The following is a 22,029-nucleotide window of genomic DNA, read 5'->3' as shown; positions in this document are numbered from 1 at the left end:
GAGAAATTTATTATGACTATATTAAATCAGAATGAAGAACTTTCACTTGGTGCCAACTATGAAGAGGTTGCAGCAAAGTTTCGACCGATTTTTAAGCGGATTGCAGAAGGGGTCGTTCAACGAGAAACCGATCGTGTTTTGCCTCATGAACAAATTAAATGGTTAAACGATGCCGGTTTTGGTGCATTACGTGTACCAAAAAAATATTGCGGTGCAGGTTTTACCCAACAGCAACTTTTCCAAATCTTAATCGAGTTGGCGACAGCGGATTCAAATATTGTGCAAGCTTTACGTGGACATTTTGCATTTGTCGAAGACCGTTTAGTGGCCCATAAAGATCAATCACAAGCGTTTTGGTTTAAGCGATTTGTAAATGGTGAAATCGCAGGAAACGCTTGGACAGAAGTCGGTAATGTTGAGATAGGCGACGTCATTACCCGAGTGAAACAAAATCAACAAGGCGAATATGAAGTTTCAGGAGAAAAGTTCTATTCTACAGGTACTATTTTTGCCGATTGGATTGATCTTTTTGCCTATGATGAGACCACTGATCAGCATGTGATTGCAGCGGTCTCAACTAAAGCTAATGGAATTAAAGTACATGATGATTGGGATGGATTTGGTCAAAAAACCACTGGAAGCGGGACGCTAAAAATCAACCAAGTGTCGATTGAACGAGATCATATTTACCCGTTTGATCAGCGTTTTAAATATCAAACAGCTTTTTATCAAGTTGTACATCTAGCAACACTGACCGGCATCGCATTTTCTGCGGTGGAGACCTTTAGTGAGGAAGTGCGTAAGCGTACTCGAATCTTTAGCCACGGGAATGCTGATCTGGTCCGTGATGATGCTCAGATTCTACAAGTGATTGGTAAGGCATCTTCCCAAGCATTTGCCAGTCAAGCCATTACTTTAAAAACAGCTGCAGCACTGGATGATGCATATTTAAGTCACTTTAATGCTTCATCTGAAAAAGATCATGAGATTAACCAAATTGCGGAACTAGAATCTGCTCAAGGGCAGGTAGTCATTTCAGATCTTGTACTTGATTTAACAACTAAACTATTCAATAGTTTGGGTGCTTCAGCCAGCGCTTCATCGAAGCAGTTAGATCGTTTCTGGCGTAATGCACGAGTCGTATCCTCACATAATCCGATTATTTATAAGGAGAAAGTGGTGGGTGCTTTTGTCGTGAATCAAACTGAATTGCCATTTGTATGGCAAATTGGTAATAGTCCTTTGGCGAAACACTTGAAAGCTCAAGTGGCTTAATTGATGTAATTTCGATGATGCTGCTAAGAAGGTCCTGTTAAGGACCTTTTTACTAGGTTCGTAAATAAGAGCTCTAATAGCCTAAGCGATTTAGATAGATCACTTTAAAAAACACTAAAAAAAGACACTAAAGAATAGTGTCTTAACGATTTAAAGCGAGCTCAAGAAGCCTTATCTGTTTGCAGAAGCCCTGATTCATCAACTTTTCCGATACGCCATTGATAAGGGGGTAATGTGCCATTTACGCTAAAATCTCCGACAATCCGATCTTTATAAATTCTTGGGTTGTGTGATGCGAGCGTACGAATATTTCGCCAGAAACGATCTAAAGCTAAGTTTTTATCAGTGGCTGATGCTCCTAGAGCATCAAAAATGATGGTCGAAGCATTTAATGCAAGTGTGGTGATAATGGTTTGAGATTGAGCAACCTCTAATTCAGCTATGGCATTTTGATCTGCTTCGAGTTGTTCATTATCATTCAACCCAGCTTCAAAAGCACGTTGTATAGCCTGTGCATTTTTTCCAATAATTGCTGCAGTGGTGTACGCTACACCACGAATTTGACCCACCACTTGTAGGATTTGAGCATCATTACGGACGAAGGAAGCATTGGCATGCGTATAATTTCTTTCACGTTTATAAACCTCAGCTGATACTTCATAGCTTGCTGCTCTTGTAAGCCCTGAAATAATTGCCAATTGAATCAGTTGATAGAATGCTGCTGAATATTTAAAGCGCTGTTGGTCTCCGATGACATCTTGTTGATTCACAACAACATCAGTGAACTTAGTAGTACCACTTGCTGTAAGAATTTGACCAAAACCATTCCAGTCATCCACAATCTCAACACCTTCAGCATGTCGAGGGATTAGAATACTGGCTGATTCTCCATACAAATCAGTAATACCCACATCAATCCAGTCTGCATACAAGCTTCCTGTGGTATAAAATTTTTGTCCATTCAATATCGTGCGTCCCTCAGCATCTTTGGAAAGTCTCGTTTTAAATTCATGAATGGACTCATTTCCACCTTCAGACCATGCGCTTCCAATAATTTGACCTTGAGCCACTCTAGGAAGCCATATAGATTTAAACTGTGGGTCGCGGCTGAGCAGTAAATCTTCCACAAAGCCAAAATGTACGCGAAGTGCCTGCGGTAAATTTGCATCAGCTTCGGCAAGTTCGATTAATAGATTAAATAATTCTGGAATAGTTGCATCAAATCCCCCTTGCGAACTGGGTAAGCGAAGTCTCGTAAAACCGATGTCTTTTAACCATTGAATCTGTTCAAAAGCTAAAATTCGCTTTTCTTCGCGTTCTGATCGCGAAGCTTTGATTTTTTCAAATGTAGGTCTGAATAACGAGGCGAGGCTTTCATAACGTGAAGATGGTCCTTGTCCCCATACAGCATTAATTTGTGTGGTCAGTGCGCTAGGGCGGTGTTGCAATGCAGTTTGAGGTTTTAAATTAATAATACTCATAATAATCAGTCTTTATTCTAAAATAAAATAAAATAATAGCGCTTATAAAATGTGTGGAAATCGATTTATTGTGATATGTAAATATAATATATTGGATTAATAAAAAATTAGATATTATCTTAAATAAAGAAAATGATATTCAATAAAATGAATTGAGATATAATCATATTGTGACTAGAAAAAGGATTTAAATTAAATGGGTAAAGATTTTAAATCAAATACTTATATTTGTGATGATCATGCCATAGATACGATTTATTGGTTGATGCACCACCAAGATAGTTATGATCGCTTTGAGTTTGATGCATTTAGTCAAAAAATAACGGTACACCATGCCAATGGAACAGATGAAATTAAGCCAGGACAGTATCTTAATGCCAGTTATGGCATATTGATCACATCATAAAAAAACCGAAGCAAAGCTTCGGTTTTTAATTGAGTGAAGCTTTGAAATTAACTTGCCATTGCATCTATAGTCAGCTCTGATACAGTCGGCTTCGCTTTTTCTGCTTTTAGACCTAACTTATCGAATAACTGCTTATCTTTGCCTTCACCAGCATTAGGTGTCGTTAAAAGCTTTTCACCTGAGAACAAAGAGTTAGCACCTGCCATAAACGCTAAAGCTTGATCAGAATCAGAAAGAGATTCACGACCCGCTGAAAGTCTTATATAACTTTTTGGCATGATAATACGCGCTACGGCAATAGTGCGAATCCATTCAGTCACATCGAGTTTTTCAACATCTGCTAAGGGTGTGCCTTCGATCGGCACAAGCATGTTGATTGGTACCGATTCTGGATGAATAGCTAAGGTCGCAAGTTCATGTAATAGACCAATACGATCTTGAGTATCTTCACCTAAGCCAACAATTCCACCGCTACACACTTTCATGCCTGCTTGGCGTACAAAGTCTAAAGTATTTAAACGATCATCATAAGTGCGTGTGGTAATCACATTTGGATAGTACTCACGAGAGGTATCTAAATTGTGATTGTAATAATCTAAACCTGCTTCTTTTAAACGTTCCGCTTGTGATTGATTGAGCATCCCTAAGGTCATACAAGTTTCAAGTCCTAGGGCCTTTACCTCACGTACCATTTCAAGTACATAAGGCATATCGCGTTCATGAGGATTTCGCCATGCAGCACCCATACAAAAACGAGATGATCCAGAAGCGAGAGCTTCTTTGGCTTCATTAATTACTTTTTCAACAGCAATTCTTTTTTCGGCCTCAAGTTTGGAATCATAACGTGCAGATTGAGAACAGTATTTACAATCTTCAGGACATTTACCCGTTTTGATTGATAGTAATGTGCTGACCTGAATGGTATTTGCATCAAAGTATTGACGATGCACGCGTTGTGCTTCGAAAACTAAGTCCATGAAGGGTTGTTCATAGAGTTTTTGTATTTCTTCACGCGTCCAATCATTGCGTACTTGCATAATTTATCCATCAATTAAAAAGCTACTTATTTGATCATACTGTAATTTTAATAATGCAAAATCGTAAAATATGACAATAATGACTCAAAAAAATTATCAAATTTGCCAACTCAATAGAAATTAATCATTGTGGATTTAGTTACAAACTTGACTATTTTTATGCGTTTTTCGCCGCAAAATTATTTTTTGGGAACTTGATGTTGAGAACTTGTTGCTAACGTGTGCTTAAAATTTCAGATCATGCTCAAAATGGTGATTTTGTCTTGTCAAGTCATCTTGGAAAAGTAGTGTTAATTGTTTCTTTTTGAGTGTTGTTCTTGTACTGCCCAGTCAATATGGATTTGCACAATCTCACTAGACTGATTTCTTTTTAGTATCAATTGCTCAATATTGTTTGGATGATACGGTGCATTCCCGATTCCAATCGCAATATTCCGCATAAAGCTTTCATAGCCTGTTCTACGCAGTGGACTGCCTTCTGTGTTGGCTAAGAATGTTGCTTCGTCCCATTGCCATAATTCTATTAAAGAAAGACGATCCAGCCCATGACGGGGATGGAAATCAGCAACTGTTGTGGTTTGTGCGAAACTATTCCAAGGACAAATCAGCTGGCAATCATCACATCCAAATACGCGATTACCTATGCCACGGCGTAGTTCTTCAGGAATCACCCCTTGGTATTCAATCGTCAGATAGGCAATACATTTTCGGGCATCTAATTGATATGGCGCTACAATCGCCTGCGTTGGACAAATATCAATACATGCTGTACATGATCCGCAATGTGCACTGGCAGGCTCGTCAAAGGGTAATTCAAGAGAACTAAACAGTTCACCGAGTACAAAAAACGAACCCGATTTTTTGTGGATGAGCAGGGTATGTTTACCTGTCCAACCCATACCTGCAGATTCAGCGAGTGATTTTTCAAAAATAGGGGCTGAATCGGCGAAAGGTCTTGATTCAAACGGACCGACTTTTTCACGAATAAGGTTTGAAAGTGTTTTTAATTTACCGCGCATGGTTTTATGGTAATCCCGTCCGCGTGCATATCGCGCAATAACAGCAGAATTAGGGAAATCAGGTACTGTTCGAGGTTGAGGTCGTTCAACCAAATAATTCATTCTGACGCAGATAATACTTTTTGTATGGGGAACCAACAGTGTTGGATTAGCACGTTTTTCCAAATTTTCTTCGAGGAACTTCATGTCACCATGAAATCCTTGATCTAAATATGCTTTTAATCGAGGTAATTCATCTTGAGCATCAGGTCGGGCAATGACACAATCAGCGAAGCCCAGTTCCAATGCTTGAGATTTAATCCAAGCTTTAAGCGCATGAGGATCAAATTGCTGTGTTGGAATACGAGCTGGTATAGATGAGAGAGATTGAGTCATAAATAAAAAAGGAACGATAATGCATCAACAAGTTTATCACAGCAGTGAGATACAAGCTTGGGAACAGCGCTGGTTTGACGATCAAAATAGTGCTTTTGGTCTTATGCAGCAAGTTGCTTGGATGATGGCACAAGAAATCATCACAATTCTTCAAGGTATTGAAAAAAAGAAAATCCGTATCGCAGTATGCTGTGGTAAAGGAAATAATGCTGGGGATGGTTATCTTATTGCGTACTATTTAGCACAGCACTCTTTATCACAACATTGTTCATTTAACCAAAATCTAGAAATCGATATTTTTTCTTTTTCAAAAGTCGATCATCACTCGGCTGACTCCTTACAGAGTGCTTATAAAATGAGTCAATCCGTACCATTTAAGCAGTTCACCGATCTGAACCTGTGTCAGGGTTATGATGTCTATATTGATGCATTATTTGGAATTGGAATTAATCGTACTTTAAGTGAAGACTGGCAGAGAATTATCCATCATATTAATGAGCAAGATGGCGTTAAAATTGCGATTGATATGCCGAGTGGTTTAGATGCAAATACAGGTCAACCATTACCAATGGCTATTCATGCTCAGCATACGCTTACCGCACTCGCATATAAGGTAGGGCAATTTGTAGGGCGTGCACAGGATTTTATGGGTCATCTAAAACTCATTCCCATTTTACCATTTGATTCTGATTTAAAACCTGTGGCCCGATTAAGCCCAGTCAAAACAATTTTGCCGCGACGACACTCTACAGGACATAAAGGGACGTATGGGCATGTGCTCGTGATTGGCGGTCATGCACAAATGGGAGGTGCGGTGATTATGGCGGCTGAAGCTGCATTTGCCGCTGGGGCGGGTAAAGTCACGATCGTGTGTGATGCTAAACATCATTCAACAATTTTGTCACGATCTCCCAATGTAATGGTGCAGGATATTAATCGTTTCGATCCATTACAACGAAAAAATTTGCTACAGCAAGTCGATTCGATTTGTTTTGGAATGGGGTTGGAACGCGATGATTGGGCGGCTGAGCAATATGATCACTGGATGTGTATTCTGCCCTCTACGAATAAACCGACTGTACTCGATGCTGATGCATTGTGGTTCTTATCTGAAAAGCCTATCAGACTCAATGAGAAAACTTACGCAACGCCACATCCTGGTGAGGCTGCAAAACTTTTACACTCTAGCGTGGCGGAAGTTGAGCATGACCGCATCAAAGCAATTAAACGATTACAAACACTTTATGCTGGTGAATGGGTATTAAAAGGTGCAGGAAGTTTAACGATTGACGCGCAGCAAACCATTTGGATTTGCACCCAAGGTAATCCAGGAATGGGTACAGGTGGAATGGGGGATATCCTTGCAGGAATGATTGCTAGTCTTAAAGGACAATTGTCTAATTCCATTCAACTTCATGAAATTGTTAACTTACATGCCATGGCAGGTGATGTATTGGCTCAACAGGGTGAACGTGGTTTGTTAGCTCAGAATATGGCTCAAGCGATTTATCAAATAGTAAATCTAAAATAAAATTCAGGGATAGATATGCGATATTTAAAATTAACGATACAAGGTCTTGTTCAAGGGGTCGGATTTCGTCGCTGGTTTATGGAACAAGCCTTAAAGTTGCATTTAACTGGTTACGTTAAAAATATGGATAATGGGGATGTGGAAGCTATCATTGTTGGCACATATCAAGATGTAAATGACATGATCAAACTGGCCATGGCAGGGCCTCATAATAGTAAAGTTAAGCAAATCTTCTATGAAGACTTAATTGACATCAAAGAGCGTGATTTCGATAACTTTCAAATTCGCCAATAAGTGCATTGAGTGTCGAGAGACTTTTAACGTCGACGACTACTGCTGCGGCTTCGTCCACGTGCCATTCCACCTAAAGCATTTAAGACAGCCAATTTACTCATACTGCCAGAGGCATGTGCATGGCAAATTGCTGCGGCAAGTGCATCTGCAGCATCGGCTTGTGGTTTAATACTTAAATTAAGTATGCGCATAACCATCATTTGAACCTGTTCTTTATCAGCAGCGCCATAGCCAACAACAGATTGTTTAATTTGACGCGCAGTATATTCAGCCACTTGTAGATCTAAATTGACCAATGCCGCTATAGCTGCACCGCGTGCTTGACCAAGTTTTAAGGCAGAGTCAGGATTGACCGCCATAAATACCTGTTCCACAGCAGCTTCGGTAGGACCATGAAATTTAACGATTCTTTCAATGCCTGAAAAAATTCGTTTTAGACGCTCAGGCATGTCAGGTGTTTCAGTGCGAATTGTTCCAGCATCAACAAAAGTGAGTTTTTGCCCCTCTTTTTGAATAATACCGTAACCTGTTAGACGTGAACCAGGATCAATTCCGATAATTAATGACATTCCATGACTTTAAAAATAAAATAATGCCCATATTGTTACATAAGCGTATGAAAAAAGCTTGATACAGATTGAGCAGATGATTACGACCCTATATTTAAATTTTTGAGATTAGATTACATTTCATGAAATTAGCTCTTATTGTTTTAATCGGTATAGTCCTTGAAATCTTCGTATGGGTCGGTGTGGGTGATCTAGTCGGAAGTATGTGGTATGTATTCTTCTGGTTTATTGCTGCATTCTTTATTGGTTTAAATATGGTTCGTTCTCATGCATCAGGTTTAATGCCACAGATGCAGCAAATGCAACAAGGTCATATGAGTGCTGATCCGAATTTGACCAATAACTTACCTAAAATTATTGCGGGTATTTTCCTTTTGATTCCGGGGTTAATTTCCGATCTATTCGCCTTACTTATTCTAATTCCACCTGTTCAAACAGCATTTAAAGCGGTGATGATGAAAACCATGATGAAGCGTCAGCAAGCCATGATGGAAAAAATGATGGGTGGTATGATGGGAGATATGGGTGGCATGGGTGGTCAAGCAAATGGTCAGAATCCATTTGCAGATTTAATGCGCCAAATGCAAGAAATGCAAAGCCAGCAGCACGGTCGTGGTTCAAATGACTCTACTATCATTGATGGTGAAGCAAGAGAAATTACACCTGAAGCAAAGAAAATTGAAATGAAAGACGTTAATCAAAAGTAAATTGCGCATGTTCAAAACCAGATGTAATGTCTGGTTTTTTTATTTTTGTATCTCGATTTTCCTAAAAAACAGTATAATTCAAACAATTTTTATTCATTTTTGATTTATGTCTCTATTACTTACCATCTGTGTCCTACATCTTGTTGCTCAATTGAGTCCTGGACCTGATATTTTGTTGATTGCCAAATGCGCAGCGTCAACCACAATCGCAAACACGTTGAAAGTTATTTTAGGTATTTCTATTGGAATTTTATTTTGGGTGATTTTAACTTTATCAGGTTTTGCACTTTTGATTGCCCAATTCCCATGGATTCAACAAGTCTTAATGTTAGTCAGTGGTTTATTTTTGGCAAAAATGGGCTGGGCGATGCTAAAGGGTGGTTGGCAAACCTATAAGTCTTTCAAACTTGATGCAATTGATGAAAATCAGTTACCTTTAAAAGCTGAAAAATACTTTCTGATGGGGTTGTTTACAAACCTATCCAATCCTAAAACACTGATTTATTTTAGTAGTGTATTTTCACTTGCCTTAACTGCTTCAGCACCAGAGATGTTGAAAATACAACTGGCAGTCATTATTCCGATTCAAACGTTTTTAACCTTTACGTTTTTGATGGTCGTTTTAGCACGACCTAAAATTAAACAGCTCTACCAGCGTTCAGGGCATTACATAGATATGGCATCGGGTGGTCTATTTTTGATCTTTGCAGTCTGGTTGTGGATAGATGCGCTTATTTTGCTTAACTGAATCCTGATCTAACTCTTCTGTTTGAGTCAGAACGAGCGTGTCTTGCTGATAACGTCTTGGTCGCAAAGTTGCTTCAGTATTTTCAGAACCTTGATAAGAGCGACTTCTGTTTGCTCTTTCTCTCAAGCCGCCTTTCTTAATTAATTGAACCATCGTCATATCATCATTTTTTCACTACGTTTATTTTACTTCAATTTATGATTTCCATGCGGATATGATGGGCGAATGCGTGAATAAAATATGGATAATCTCTAGAAGAAAAAAGAATGATAGAGCAGGTTGTCAAAAAAAATTCATATAGATATCTGATAATACAAGATATTGAATGAAGACATAGATGGTTGCTGTTTTATAGCTACATCATGAGGTTGATTATTGGTGAAGGCTTATATAGTATAAATATTAGCCTCTAAGGTGATGTAGATAAAAATAAAAAGACAGTCAAATCGGGAGGATGAGTATGCTGTATCAGTATCATTGTGCGTGTTGCGACAAGGTGGTTGCTTCGACAGACAAAGTGTGTTCTGAATGCGGATCACAAAATATCAGAACACCTTATGGTTTTTGGATATTTTGTATCATTGCGTGTTTAGCCGCAGCCATTGTGTTTAAAGTGGCCCATTTATATTTACAAGATAACCAAAATGTCCCTGTGAAGCAGTCGTTTTTGGACACGCTTCATCAAAGTGATAAAGCAAATTGAATCTATAAAAAAGCCCACATCAATGTGGGCTTTTTTATTTGGAAATTACAAACCAGCTGATGCTTTAAGCGCTTCAACCTTGTCTGTCTTTTCCCAAGTGAATGCAGTATCAGAACCTTCACGACCAAAGTGACCATATGCAGCAGTTTGCTTATACATCGGTTGAATGAGATTCAACATACGTGTAATACCATACGGACGTAAATCGAAATGCTCTCGTACCAATGCAATAATCAATTCTTCAGAAACCTTAGCAGTATTGAATGTATTGATTGAGATAGATGTTGGTTCAGCAACACCAATCGCATAAGACACTTGAATTTCACATTTATCGGCTAAACCAGCGGCAACAATATTTTTTGCAACATATCGACCAGCATAAGCAGCAGAGCGGTCTACTTTAGATGGATCTTTACCAGAGAAAGCACCACCACCGTGACGAGCCATACCACCATATGTATCTACAATGATTTTACGACCTGTTAAACCACAGTCACCGACTGGACCACCAATCACAAACATACCAGTAGGGTTGATATGGAATTTGGTATCCGCATGGAACATATCTGCTGGAATCACTTTTTTCACGATTTCTTCAATGACAGCTTCTTTTAAATCAGTCTGTGAAATCTCAGGATCGTGTTGAGTCGATAATACGACCGCATCTAAACGAACAGGTACGCCATTTTCATATGCAAAAGTCACTTGGCTTTTCGCATCTGGACGTAACCATGGCAGACTTCCGTTACGACGAAGTTCTGCTTGTTTTTCCATAAGACGGTGCGCATACGAAATAGGAGCAGGCATTAAAACATCTGTTTCGCGACTTGCGTAGCCAAACATTAAGCCCTGATCGCCAGCACCTTGATCTTCAGGTTTTTGACGATCTACACCTTGAGCAATTTCAGGAGATTGTTTGCCAATCATGTTGATAACAGCACAAGTTGAACCATCGAAACCTAAATCAGAATGATGGTATCCAATGCCATTTACGGTTTGGCGTACAATTGCTTCAAAGTCTACATTTGCAGTTGTTGTGATTTCACCTGCAAGAACAACAGCACCTGTTTTTACAAGCGTTTCACAAGCAACCCGCGCATATGGGTCTTCTTTTAAGATTGCATCCAAAATAGCATCACTGATTTGGTCAGCCATTTTATCTGGATGGCCTTCGCTTACAGATTCTGAAGTAAATACAGCGTACTCGCGCATAAGTCCTATCACAGTTATTTCTAAAGACGCAATATGGTACATCGACTTAACGTTAAGGACTAGCTTAACCTGACTAAAAAGCATGAATTTATGTCATTTTTGTGTTTTTTTAATTGATATCATCATCTGTTAAATTGATAAGTGAAAACTTTTGTATAAGACTTATTCTTTTTAAGACTGAGCTGAAATAAAAAACAGCTTAAGTGGGTACGAAAGAATGTGAATATATGATTCAACATCAGTACTTTAAAAAAAGGCCAAGCGACTAAAAAATATTGGATTGAATTGAATATTGATAAAACCGACTCGCATTGTATGAATTTTTTCGCTTTAGGGCTGAAATATACGTTTCTGGGCTTTACGCTGTTTGATTTTTTTAAGACAATACACCCAGTTTTTGAATTTTATTCATTTCCCATCTTTAATTTATCGGACACTGATCTATGACAACCCCGCTGAATGAACGTCGCATTGCTAACGCAATTCGTGTACTTGCAATGGATGCTGTGCAAAAAGCAAATTCTGGACATCCAGGTGCACCAATGGGGATGGCTGATATTGCTGATGTTGTATGGCGTGAATTCTTAAATCACAATCCGACAAACCCTCAGTGGGCTAACCGTGACCGTTTTGTATTATCAAATGGTCATGGCTCAATGCTTCAATATGCATTATTACATTTGACTGGCTATGATCTTTCAATTGAAGATTTAAAAGCATTCCGTCAATTGCACTCAAAAACACCGGGGCACCCAGAATTAGGTTATGCACCTGGTATCGAAACAACCACTGGTCCATTGGGTCAGGGTATCGCGAATGCTGTTGGTTTTGCTTTGGCTGAAAAAACCTTAGCAGCGCAATTCAACAAAGAAGACATTAAAGTCGTTGATCATTTCACTTACTGTTTCTTAGGTGACGGCTGTTTAATGGAAGGTGTTTCTCATGAAGCATGTTCATTGGCAGGTACTTTGGGGCTAGGTAAATTAATTGCTTACTATGACGACAATGGTATTTCAATTGATGGTGAAGTAGAAGGTTGGTTCTCTGACGATACAGAACAACGCTTCTTAGCTTATGGCTGGCAAGTATTGAAAGTTGATGGTCACGATGCAGATGCATTACGTGCGGCAACTTTAGAAGCTAAAGCTGAAACGAAGAAACCAACAATCATTATCTGTAAAACGATTATTGGTTTAGGTTCACCAAACAAACAAGGTAAAGAAGATTGCCATGGTGCACCACTGGGTAACGACGAAATCGCATTAACGCGTGAAGCGTTGGGTTGGACTGAAGGTCCATTCGAAATTCCCGCTGACGTTTATGCTGCATGGGACGCGAAAGAAAAAGGTCAACAAGCAGAAGCCGCTTGGAACGAAGTATTTGCACAATATGAAGCAAAATATCCAACTGAAGCGGCTGATCTTAAACGTCGTTTAAGCGGTGAATTACCTGCTGACTTCGTTGCAAAAGCCGATGCGTATATTGCAGAAGTAAACGCAAAAGCTGAAACTATCGCAACACGTAAAGCAAGCCAAAATGCAATCCAAGCATTTGCCCCAATGCTGTCTGAAATCTTAGGTGGTTCTGCTGACTTAGCAGGTTCTAACTTAACACTTTGGAAAGGCGCACAAGGCGTTCAAGACAATGCTGCAGGTAACTACGTACACTATGGCGTACGTGAGTTCGGTATGACTGCAATCGCAAACGGTGTTGCACTTCACGGTGGTTTCATTCCTTACGTAGCAACATTCCTCATGTTTATGGAATATGCACGTAACGCAGTACGTATGTCTGCATTGATGAAACAACGTGTGATTCATGTTTACACACACGATTCTATTGGTTTGGGTGAAGATGGTCCTACGCATCAACCAATTGAACAAATCGCATCTTTACGTGGTACACCAAACCTCAACACATGGCGCCCATGTGACACAGTTGAAGCAGCAATTTCTTGGAAATCTGCGTTAACTCGTTCTGAAGGTCCAACTGCTTTGATCTTCTCTCGTCAAAACTTAGCATTCCAAACACGCACAGAAGCACAAATCGCTGATGTTGCGAAAGGTGGTTATGTATTGGCTGAAGAAAAAGGCGAATTGAAAGCGATTATCATTGCAACAGGTTCGGAAGTTGCATTGGCAATGGAAGCTTATGCACAGCTTGAAGGTGTGCGTGTTGTGTCTATGCCATGTGCTGAAGAATTTGTTAAGCAAGATGCTGCTTACCGTGAAGCAGTTCTTCCATCTAACATTCGTGCACGTGTTGCTGTTGAAGCGGCTCATGTTGACTACTGGTGGAAATTCGTAGGTCTTGATGGTCGTGTGATTGGTATGACTACGTATGGCGAATCTGCTCCTGCAAAAGATTTATTCCAACACTTCGGTATTACGACTGAAGCAGTGGTCGCAGCAGTGAAAGAAATTGCTGCTTAATTCTTAGAATTAAGTGTTTTAAAAGGCGTCCCAACTGTGGGGCGTCTTTTTATTTTTATGTATCTATACAGATACATTCATTCCCTAAATTTCAGATTAGAAGTGAGTAGCGCAGTGAGTTTGTACGAGCAAATTAGTGATGAAATTACTTTAATGGATGCGGGTGAGCAAAAGTGGATTGGTGAAGACTTACCACTTGAAGCGATGGTAGCAGTAGAATTATTGCTACAAGATATGGCTGAAGAGAAAATCATTAAAGTACGTCGAAAAAATCGTGAAAAAACTTCAGGATTAAAACAGATTGATCGTATTCTGATTGAAAAGCTTTAACAGTCATAAAAAAAGCCTCTTATGAGGCTTTTTTATTATCCTATTTTTATTATTTTACAGTTAATTAGCCGTAGTTTCTGACACGGTAAAATTTAATTTTGGATCAGCATTTTGTTGAATTGTCCATTCACCACTTACTCTGAAAGATGCTGCTGAAGCATAAGTATCTTCCATAAACTGGAAATACGTGATTAAGCCATCTTTAACTATTGCTTTAATTGAAAAAGGTGAAGTAAAAGTGCGCTTAGCGTAAACAGATGTATAAGTAAATTGACCGAATACAGCCACTGTTTCATCTTCAGCTAAAATATCTGTGATTTGAAAATCATCGATCGTCCAATAAGTTCCGACATTAGAAAAAGTATAAATGTAGACATCACGACCTGTAGAAGTACCAGCCCAAGGTTCAATTTGTTTAAGTTCAGGATTATTAAAATTTAGCGAAGTATAAATGGCATCTTCAGCCACTAACTTTTCTGAAGCAATCGCTACTCTTGATTTATCAGTATTATATAAAAAAGCCAATACGACATCTTTAGGTGCTTTAGTTTTAAGCGCTTTATCAATCGCTTGTTGTTGTTCACTCATCATTATTCTCCAGTTCAAAGTGGTAATTTTAGTATTATAAATGAGACAAAATATTATTATATTGTATAAATGTTTAATTTAATCTCATATTTAAGATATGTGTTGATGTTAACTGCTTATTAGGAGAAAGCTTAAAGATGAAAAACATGATCTATACACAAGTGATAGTCATAATCTGATCAAATTGATTTGATAAAAGTGGCACTTTCTTAAGGTGCGTTCTAATCTTGCAACAAACTGTTCTATCTGTACTGATGCAAGAATTTCAGAATGCTATACATTAATGTTTTTAAAAAATTTGAGGAAAAATTGATGAACTTTAAAACAATAGCGTTAAGTGCCGTAGTACTTTCTGTAGCAACAGTTTCAGTTGCTAAACCAGTTGAGTATAAAATTGATCCAACTCATACAGCGACAGTATTTACTTGGGATCATTTTGGTTTTTCTACACCATCAGGTAATTTTAGCGATATCCAAGGGACGATCAAAGTAGACAATGAAAAGCCTGCGAATTCAGCAGTGAATGTTACAATTCCACTTTCAAGTATCAATACAAATGTTAAAGCATTAGATGAACATTTATTGAAACCAGATTTCTTTGATGCTGAAAAATATCCGAATATCACTTTTAAAAGTACTAAAGTTCAACCAAATGGTAAGAACAAGTATAAGATCACAGGTGATCTAACGATTAAAAATGTTACTAAGCCTGTCGTACTAGATGCTGTTTTGAATAAACAAGCCGTACATCCTATGACGAAAGCGCAGTCTATTGGTTTCAATGCAACGACTTCATTTGACCGTTCTGCATTCGGTGTAGGCGCATATGTGCCTAATGTAGGCGACAAAATCACGGTGAATATTACGACTGAAGCTTCAGTCGCAACTGATAAGAAATAATATTCTTCAAAAACAGTACATTTTAGAAAGCACCTACGGGTGCTTTTTTAATCACGATTAAAAATTAAGAAACATCCAAAACTGATAAAAATACTACCTGTTATAAGATCAATCTTCTTGCTGATTTTTTGATATATTGTGTTTACTTGTTTAGCAGAAAAAATAAAAGCAACTATCGCAAACCAAATCAAGCTTTCAACAAAAATTAACATTAACAGTGAACTCTGCTGTATCAGAGTTGCATCACTATTCATCGCAAGCGCGAAAACACTACTGAAGTAAACTAATGCTTTAGGATTTGCCATATTGGTGAGAAAGCCTTGAATCAGTAAAGAACTGTATTTTTTCTTGACTATGCCTTTTGTAACGTAAGCTGAAGCAGGTTCTAATTTCGTTAGCCCTGATTTAAAGAGTTGAATGCCTAAATAAATGAGATAAACCCCTCCTAAAATCATCATAATTGTTTGGAGCCAAGCCATTTTTTGGAATAGATAGTGTAATCCACTCATAGCACAAATTGCCCAAACTAAAATACTAAGAGAAATTCCTAATGCTGCAAAAAGTGCATGTATGCGAGACTGTCGAACCGCACTTTGCGTGACAAATAAAAAATCTGGTCCAGGACTAATAAGTGCAAAGAAATGAATGATGGCTAAACTGAACAGTGGTGACATTTATATCTTCATTATAATTTTTGGATATTGAATTTAGGTATAGCACAATCCAATATCCTGATCTACAGTTGGGTTGAAGGCAATCAAATCAAAATCAATTAATCTGTTCAATAAAACGGCTTAAGATTGAACCTGCTACAGATTCAAGTTTTTCAGCATAACGATGGTTATCTGCACGTAATTGAGTAATATCTATACCCGCTTTACGCAATTCGCAAGTATGACCAATCAACCATTTCTCTAAACTATCTGAGGTCACTTCAGGATGGAACTGGAGTGCTAAAATATTAGATCCAACTTGAAAAGCCTGATTTTTATAAATTTGAGTGCTCGCCAGAAGTTTCGATTGCGAGGGAAGATCAAAGGTATCACCATGCCAATGCAAAACTGGCACACCATTTAAAGAATTTAGAACGTTGTCTTGCTCATTTATAATATCTACCGTACTCCAGCCAATTTCTTTGGTGTGGCCGGCATATACTGCACTACCCAAGGCTTTTGAAATGAGTTGAGCACCTAGACAGATGCCAAGCGTAGGGCGTTGAAGTTTTAATCTTTCTTTAAGTAAGTCTATTTCTGTTTGTAGGAAAGGGTAATCTTCTGTTTCATAAACACCAATCGGTCCACCCAAAATAATGGTCAGACCTTCGTAGTTTAATGCTACTGAAAGATCATCCACACCTGCATCAAAATATCTGACCCGATAACCCAGTTGATATAGTGTCTCCTCAAAAGAACCTAGATCTTCAAAGGCTAAATGCTGTATTGCATATACTGTTTCAGGAAGCTTTCTCATGATGTGACGTTCTTAAAAGAATGATGAGGAAATTATAGAGCTTTTGGAACTAAGGTTTCGTCCATAAAACAATATAAAACGATTTATTTCGCAATCCCATTTTTTAATAATGTCTTGAGCATAGCTAGACTAGAATTGAGAATATCTTTTTTTAAGCGTTCATCTTGAACTCCACGTGCTAATAGTACGGAGCCCACCATTTGACAGAGTATTGCCCAAGCGAAATCAGGTTCTGGAGCATGCTGCGCAAATAGTTTGTAACCACGCTGAAGTTCTTTTTCAAAACATTGTTTAATGTCAACATCAGCGCGTGAAACTTCAGCAGCAAGTGAGGGTAAAACACAGCCTTTTTCTGGGTGTTGAACGTGTAATAGAGAAAGATATCGGTTCATTTCAAAATCTAACCAAGATTCTGGATCTTGATGAGGATTCATTTCCCACTGTTGAATACTTGCTCCGATTTCAGATTCGATTAAGGCTTTAAATAAGTCGTTTTTTGAAGAAAAGTGAGAATAGAAAGCACCGCTGGTCATATTTGCAGCGTGCATAAAACCATCAACCCCAGTATTGTTAAAACCTTGTTTTTTTGCGAGTTCACCACTGGTTTTTAAAATTTCGCGACGTTTTTCTTCTTTGTATCCTGCTTTATATCTCATATTGAATATTCAATAACCATTGACTGTGCCTCAAAACTATAACATAGTGATCGTTATAATAACGATCGTTATTTAATGGAGAGATGATGAACGATCAGCAGTCAGAAATTAATCATTCAGAAGAAAAATCAACATATAACAAGGTCGCACTGATCATTGGTGCAGGAGATGCCACAGGCAGTGAGATCGCAAAACGCTTTGCACGAGGTGGATATACTGCTTGTATGACTCGACGCAATGCAGACAAGCTTGCACTTGTCATCCGAGAGATTGAAGCACACGGTGGTAAAGCTTATGGATTTGCTTCAGATGCAAGAAAAGAAGATCAAGTGATTCAACTGATTGACACAATTGAACGTGACATTGGTCAGATTGAAGTATTGGTTTTTAATATTGGAGCAAATGTGCCGTGTAGCATTCTAGAAGAAACAGCACGTAAATATTTTAAAATCTGGGAAATGGCTTGTTTTAGTGCTTTTTTAAATGGTCGTGAAGTCGCTAAACGGATGGTCGCAAGGCAGCGCGGCACTATCATTTTCACTGGTGCAACAGCAAGCATCCGTGGTTCATCATATTTCAGCGCTTTTGCTGGCGCTAAACATGCGTTAAGAGCCTTAGCCCAAAGTATGGCAAAAGAGTTAGGGCCTCATCATATTCATGTTGCGCACATCATTATTGATGGGGCGATTGATACTGATTTTATTAAAGATACTTTCCCTCATTTGTATGAAAAAAAACAGCATGACGGTATTTTGAATCCTCAACATATAGCTGATAACTATTGGCATATTGCTCATCAACCACGAGATGCTTGGACACATGAATTGGATTTGCGACCATGGTCTGAACAGTGGTAATCATATTTAATAAGGATAAGACATGACTACACAACAACAAAAAGTTGAATTTTATTTCGATCTTGGCAGTCCATTTAGTTATTTGGCTTTTTATAAGCTACAAGAAATCACCAAAAAATATAATGCAGTGATTGATTACACACCAATTTTATTGGGTGGAATTTTTAAGTCGACTGGTAACAAGAGTCCAATTGAGGTGCCTGTTAAAGGGATCTATTCAATGCAAGACTTAAGTCGTTGGTCAGATTATTATCAGATCCCGATGCAGATGAATCCATATTTTCCAATGAATACATTGACTTTAATGCGTATATTAACGGCAGTGAAAATCTATCATGATGAATATTTTGAAGTGATTTTGACCAAGCTTTTTGATGCGATGTTTAGAAAGCCCTTGAATTTAGCCGATCCAGAAGTTCTGATAAATTTATTTCAAGGTGATGCAATCGACGGTCAGCAACTTTTGGATTTAAGCCAAGATCCGGTGGTAAAACAAAAATTGATTGATGAAACAAACAATGCCGTACAACGAGGGGTATTCGGAGCACCTACATTTTTTTTGCGGGAAAATATGTACTGGGGGCAAGATCGCTTGCATTTTGTAGAGCGCGAATTACAAAAATAAGTGAAAAAGAAATTAAATTGAGACTCAGCTAAATTTATTAAAAATATTGATGTGATATAACGAATAAGAGAGTACGAAATTAACAGCTTGAGGGAGTCACGATGACCCATAATGTTTTAGCTTACGCAGCGCTTGATTCTAAAAGTCCATTGGTTCCATATACGTTTCAGCAACGTCAAGCTCGCCCCGATGATGTCATTATTGATATTGAATACTGCGGTGTATGTCATTCTGACTTACATCAAGCGCGTAATGATTGGGGTTTTAGTCGTTACCCAATTGTACCTGGTCATGAAGTAATTGGTCGCGTAAAAAGCATCGGAGCATCGGTAACGAAGTTTAAGGTTGGAGATCTGGTCGGAATCGGGTGTATGGTAGATTCATGTCGTACTTGTTCTGCTTGTCACCAAGGTTTGGAGCAATATTGTGAAGCTGGCAATACACAAACGTATGGTAGTTTAGATCGTCATGATCAAACACCTACTTATGGTGGCTACGCACAAACGATCATTGCGAGCCAAGATTTTGTATTGAAAGTACCTGAAAATTTAGATACACAATCCATTGCACCCATCTTATGTGCTGGGATCACGACGTGGTCGCCATTAAAACATTGGAATGTCGGTGAAGGCTCTAAAGTGGCTGTTGTTGGACTCGGTGGTTTAGGTCATATGGCGATTAAACTTGCTCATGCACTTGGTGCAGAAGTGACTTTATTTACACGATCAGCAAATAAAGAACAGGATGCACGTGATTTAGGTGCAGATCATGTCGTGTTATCAACAGATCCAACACAAATGAAATCAGTGAAAAATCAGTTTGATTTAATTATTGATACTGTGCCTTATGATCATGATTTAAAGCCTTATATTCCGACACTTGCATTGAGTGGGACACTGGTATTGGTAGGCTATCTCGGAGAATTTAGCAGCAATTCCGTGCCCATGATTATGGGAAGAAAATCAATCGCTGGATCGGTGATTGGTGGGATTCAAGAAACTCAAGAACTACTTGATTTTTGTGGTCAGCACAATATCGTGTCAGATGTTGAAGTCATTGATATGCAAAATATTAATGAGGCATTTGAGCGAATGCTTCAAAGTGATGTGAAATATCGTTTTGTGATTGATATGAAAAGTCTACAAGCCAGCTAATCCATTAAGCTCCTGTAGCAGAAAAGAAGCGGCAATCAGCCGCTTCTTTAGCTTTTGTTTTAGAAGAAACCCATTGGTTTAGTTGAGTAACTCACCAATAAATTTTTAGTTTGTTGGTAATGATCCAGCATCATTTTATGATTTTCACGACCAATCCCTGATTTTTTATAACCACCAAAAGCAGCATGAGCAGGGTAGATATGGTAGCAATTTGTCCAGACTCGACCTGATTGAATTGCACGTCCTGCACGATATGAAGTATGCGCTGATCGTGACCAAACACCAGCACCTAATCCATAAATGGTGTCATTGGCAATGTTGATAGCATCGTCGAAATCTTTAAATGTTGTCACAGCCAAAACTGGTCCAAAAATTTCTTCTTGGAATGTTTTCATGCTGTTATTGCCTTTGAAAATCGTCGGCTCAATATAAAAACCTTGTCCAATTTCTTCACGTGCTTGACCACCCGTAAGAATTTGAGCACCTTCTTCACGACCTGTCGCAATACAACCTAAAATTTTATCTTGTTGCTCTTGCGAGGCTTGAGCACCAATCATGGTTTCTGTATCAAGTGGATGTCCCGTTTTAATTCGCTTCACGCGCTCTACAGCCATCTCTAAGAATTTATCAGCAATACTTTCCTGGACTAAAGCGCGTGATGGACAAGTACAAATTTCTCCCTGATTCAGGGCAAACATGGCAAAACCTTCAAGCGCTTTATCTAGATATTCATCATCCTTATCCATGATGTCTTCGAAGAAAATATTTGGAGATTTGCCACCCAGTTCTAATGTCACTGGAATAATATTTTCGGTGGCATATTGCATAATTAATTGACCAACGGCAGTTGAGCCAGTAAATGCAATTTTTGAAATACGTGGATTTGTGGCAAGAGGGCGTCCTACTTCAACACCATAACCATTGACGATATTCAGCACACCTGGTGGTAAAATATCTTGTATCAGTTCAACTAAAACTAGAATACTGACAGGAGTTTGCTCAGCTGGTTTTAAGACAATACAGTTCCCCGCTGCTAATGCAGGCGCAAGTTTCCACGCCGCCATTAAAATCGGAAAGTTCCATGGAATAATCTGTCCAACGACACCCAACGGCTCATGAAAATGGTAAGCGATAGTATCTTCATCGATTTCTGAAATACCACCTTCTTGTGCGCGGATACAGCCAGCAAAATAGCGGAAATGGTCAATACACAGTGGAATATCTGCAGCTAAGGTTTCACGGATAGGTTTACCATTGTCCCATGTTTCTGCCACAGCAAGTAATTCTAGATTCTCTTCTAAGCGATCTGCTATTTTTAATAAAATGTTAGAGCGAGTTGTTGCAGACGTTTTGTTCCATTCAGTTTTAGCGGCATGAGCTGCGTCCAAAGCGAGTTCAATATCCTCGACTGAAGAACGGGGAACTCGAGTAAAGACTTTCCCATCTACGGGAGAAAGATTATCAAAATACTCACCTTTTACTGGAGGAACCCATTTCCCACCAATGAAATTTTCGTATTGTGCTTTAAATTGAACTTTAGAATCTGGTTGATTGGGATCAGCGTAGCGCATAGTGTCCATCCTTTGGTTGTGCTATAAAGTTATGGAAAATATCTTCGTCTTTGGTATTAGATATCTTCTATTATTGATGAGTTAACATA

The 22,029-nt window shown here is 38.7% G+C and carries 24 protein-coding genes; 13 read left to right on the top strand and 11 right to left on the bottom strand.

The window, feature by feature from the left end:
* Positions 1-12: 12 nt before the first annotated feature.
* Positions 13-1,275: an acyl-CoA dehydrogenase family protein gene (locus tag CL42_RS00675; protein ID WP_035263815.1), complete on the top strand. Its 1,263-nt coding sequence runs from the start codon at positions 13-15 to the stop codon at positions 1,273-1,275.
* 161 nt (positions 1,276-1,436) lie between these two features.
* Here the strand turns inward: CL42_RS00675 and CL42_RS00670 are convergent, their stop codons facing one another.
* The gene (locus tag CL42_RS00670) at positions 1,437-2,756 is read right to left on the bottom strand and encodes an acyl-CoA dehydrogenase family protein (RefSeq protein WP_035263813.1); all 1,320 of its coding nucleotides are present in this window, start codon (positions 2,754-2,756) and stop codon (positions 1,437-1,439) included.
* A gap of 196 nt (positions 2,757-2,952) precedes the next feature.
* On the opposite strand from CL42_RS00670, the gene CL42_RS00665 reads away from it, so the two are divergent.
* Positions 2,953-3,162, top strand: a complete 210-nt coding sequence (locus CL42_RS00665; protein ID WP_035263811.1) for a hypothetical protein — start codon at positions 2,953-2,955, stop codon at positions 3,160-3,162.
* Positions 3,163-3,209: 47 nt separating this feature from the next.
* Here CL42_RS00665 and bioB read toward each other — a convergent pair whose 3' ends face one another.
* Complete coding sequence (bioB, locus tag CL42_RS00660) at positions 3,210-4,199, bottom strand: biotin synthase BioB (RefSeq protein ID WP_035263808.1); 990 nt, start codon at positions 4,197-4,199, stop codon at positions 3,210-3,212.
* 290 nt (positions 4,200-4,489) lie between these two features.
* Positions 4,490-5,593, bottom strand: a complete 1,104-nt coding sequence (gene queG, locus CL42_RS00655; RefSeq protein WP_035263807.1) for a tRNA epoxyqueuosine(34) reductase QueG — start codon at positions 5,591-5,593, stop codon at positions 4,490-4,492.
* Between the two features lie 19 nt (positions 5,594-5,612).
* On the opposite strand from queG, the gene CL42_RS00650 reads away from it, so the two are divergent.
* Both CL42_RS00650 and CL42_RS00645 read left to right on the top strand, forming a co-directional pair.
* On the top strand, positions 5,613-7,124 hold the full coding sequence (locus CL42_RS00650; protein ID WP_035263806.1) for a bifunctional ADP-dependent NAD(P)H-hydrate dehydratase/NAD(P)H-hydrate epimerase: 1,512 nt from the start codon (positions 5,613-5,615) through the stop codon (positions 7,122-7,124).
* A gap of 15 nt (positions 7,125-7,139) precedes the next feature.
* A complete protein-coding gene (locus CL42_RS00645; RefSeq protein ID WP_035263805.1) occupies positions 7,140-7,418 on the top strand; it encodes an acylphosphatase in 279 nt (92 codons plus the stop codon).
* A 23-nt stretch (positions 7,419-7,441) separates the two neighbouring features.
* Here the strand turns inward: CL42_RS00645 and ruvC are convergent, their stop codons facing one another.
* Positions 7,442-7,987 carry a crossover junction endodeoxyribonuclease RuvC gene (gene ruvC / locus CL42_RS00640; protein WP_035263804.1) on the bottom strand — a complete coding sequence of 182 codons (546 nt, stop codon included), beginning with the start codon at positions 7,985-7,987 and terminating at the stop codon, positions 7,442-7,444.
* 122 nt (positions 7,988-8,109) lie between these two features.
* Between ruvC and CL42_RS00635 the strand changes: the two genes are divergently transcribed.
* Together CL42_RS00635 and CL42_RS00630 are read left to right on the top strand one after the other, a co-directional pair.
* A complete protein-coding gene (locus CL42_RS00635; RefSeq protein WP_035263802.1) occupies positions 8,110-8,694 on the top strand; it encodes an FxsA family protein in 585 nt (194 codons plus the stop codon).
* Between the two features lie 106 nt (positions 8,695-8,800).
* Positions 8,801-9,442: a LysE family transporter gene (locus tag CL42_RS00630; RefSeq protein WP_035263800.1), complete on the top strand. Its 642-nt coding sequence runs from the start codon at positions 8,801-8,803 to the stop codon at positions 9,440-9,442.
* Here CL42_RS00630 and CL42_RS00625 read toward each other — a convergent pair.
* Positions 9,386-9,595: a hypothetical protein gene (locus CL42_RS00625; protein WP_035263798.1), complete on the bottom strand. Its 210-nt coding sequence runs from the start codon at positions 9,593-9,595 to the stop codon at positions 9,386-9,388. The genes CL42_RS00630 and CL42_RS00625 overlap by 57 nt on opposite strands.
* A gap of 307 nt (positions 9,596-9,902) precedes the next feature.
* Between CL42_RS00625 and CL42_RS00620 the strand changes: the two genes are divergently transcribed.
* Positions 9,903-10,145 (top strand): hypothetical protein, encoded by a 243-nt coding sequence (locus tag CL42_RS00620; RefSeq protein ID WP_035263796.1) that lies wholly within the window; start codon positions 9,903-9,905, stop codon positions 10,143-10,145.
* A gap of 45 nt (positions 10,146-10,190) precedes the next feature.
* Here CL42_RS00620 and metK read toward each other — a convergent pair whose 3' ends face one another.
* Positions 10,191-11,357, bottom strand: coding sequence for a methionine adenosyltransferase (gene metK, locus CL42_RS00615; protein WP_035263794.1), 1,167 nt, complete (start codon positions 11,355-11,357; stop codon positions 10,191-10,193).
* A 443-nt stretch (positions 11,358-11,800) separates the two neighbouring features.
* Between metK and tkt the strand changes: the two genes are divergently transcribed.
* Together tkt and CL42_RS00605 are read left to right on the top strand one after the other, a co-directional pair.
* The gene (tkt, locus tag CL42_RS00610) at positions 11,801-13,789 is read left to right on the top strand and encodes a transketolase (protein WP_035263792.1); all 1,989 of its coding nucleotides are present in this window, start codon (positions 11,801-11,803) and stop codon (positions 13,787-13,789) included.
* A gap of 114 nt (positions 13,790-13,903) precedes the next feature.
* Positions 13,904-14,119, top strand: coding sequence for a hypothetical protein (locus CL42_RS00605; RefSeq protein ID WP_035263790.1), 216 nt, complete (start codon positions 13,904-13,906; stop codon positions 14,117-14,119).
* A gap of 60 nt (positions 14,120-14,179) precedes the next feature.
* On the opposite strand, the gene CL42_RS17475 is transcribed toward CL42_RS00605, so the two are convergent.
* Positions 14,180-14,707: a nuclear transport factor 2 family protein gene (locus tag CL42_RS17475; RefSeq protein ID WP_035263788.1), complete on the bottom strand. Its 528-nt coding sequence runs from the start codon at positions 14,705-14,707 to the stop codon at positions 14,180-14,182.
* A gap of 312 nt (positions 14,708-15,019) precedes the next feature.
* Between CL42_RS17475 and CL42_RS00595 the strand changes: the two genes are divergently transcribed.
* Positions 15,020-15,607 (top strand): YceI family protein, encoded by a 588-nt coding sequence (locus tag CL42_RS00595; protein ID WP_035263856.1) that lies wholly within the window; start codon positions 15,020-15,022, stop codon positions 15,605-15,607.
* A gap of 47 nt (positions 15,608-15,654) precedes the next feature.
* On the opposite strand, the gene CL42_RS00590 is transcribed toward CL42_RS00595, so the two are convergent.
* The 3 genes from CL42_RS00590 to CL42_RS00580 all read right to left on the bottom strand — a co-directional run bounded on the left by CL42_RS00590 (position 15,655) and on the right by CL42_RS00580 (position 17,733).
* Positions 15,655-16,281, bottom strand: coding sequence for a LysE family transporter (locus tag CL42_RS00590; protein ID WP_035263786.1), 627 nt, complete (start codon positions 16,279-16,281; stop codon positions 15,655-15,657).
* Positions 16,282-16,375: 94 nt separating this feature from the next.
* Complete coding sequence (locus tag CL42_RS00585) at positions 16,376-17,077, bottom strand: glutamine amidotransferase (RefSeq protein WP_035263784.1); 702 nt, start codon at positions 17,075-17,077, stop codon at positions 16,376-16,378.
* 83 nt (positions 17,078-17,160) lie between these two features.
* A complete protein-coding gene (locus CL42_RS00580; RefSeq protein ID WP_035263783.1) occupies positions 17,161-17,733 on the bottom strand; it encodes a TetR/AcrR family transcriptional regulator in 573 nt (190 codons plus the stop codon).
* Between the two features lie 86 nt (positions 17,734-17,819).
* Between CL42_RS00580 and CL42_RS00575 the strand changes: the two genes are divergently transcribed.
* The 3 genes from CL42_RS00575 (at position 17,820) to CL42_RS00565 (ending at position 20,369) form a co-directional block, all read left to right on the top strand.
* Positions 17,820-18,590 (top strand): SDR family oxidoreductase, encoded by a 771-nt coding sequence (locus CL42_RS00575; protein WP_035263780.1) that lies wholly within the window; start codon positions 17,820-17,822, stop codon positions 18,588-18,590.
* A gap of 22 nt (positions 18,591-18,612) precedes the next feature.
* Complete coding sequence (locus CL42_RS00570) at positions 18,613-19,215, top strand: 2-hydroxychromene-2-carboxylate isomerase (protein ID WP_035263778.1); 603 nt, start codon at positions 18,613-18,615, stop codon at positions 19,213-19,215.
* 101 nt (positions 19,216-19,316) lie between these two features.
* A complete protein-coding gene (locus CL42_RS00565; protein WP_035263776.1) occupies positions 19,317-20,369 on the top strand; it encodes an NAD(P)-dependent alcohol dehydrogenase in 1,053 nt (350 codons plus the stop codon).
* A gap of 59 nt (positions 20,370-20,428) precedes the next feature.
* On the opposite strand, the gene CL42_RS00560 is transcribed toward CL42_RS00565, so the two are convergent.
* Positions 20,429-21,940 carry an aldehyde dehydrogenase family protein gene (locus tag CL42_RS00560; protein ID WP_035263774.1) on the bottom strand — a complete coding sequence of 504 codons (1,512 nt, stop codon included), beginning with the start codon at positions 21,938-21,940 and terminating at the stop codon, positions 20,429-20,431.
* Between the last annotated feature and the right edge of the window lie 89 nt (positions 21,941-22,029).

It is taken from the genome of Acinetobacter sp. Ver3 (genome assembly GCF_000632455.1).
Classification (GTDB): Bacteria; Pseudomonadota; Gammaproteobacteria; order Pseudomonadales; family Moraxellaceae; genus Acinetobacter.
Note: the sequence above shows the minus strand (reverse complement) of the source record. Positions and strands in the feature narration are given on the sequence as shown.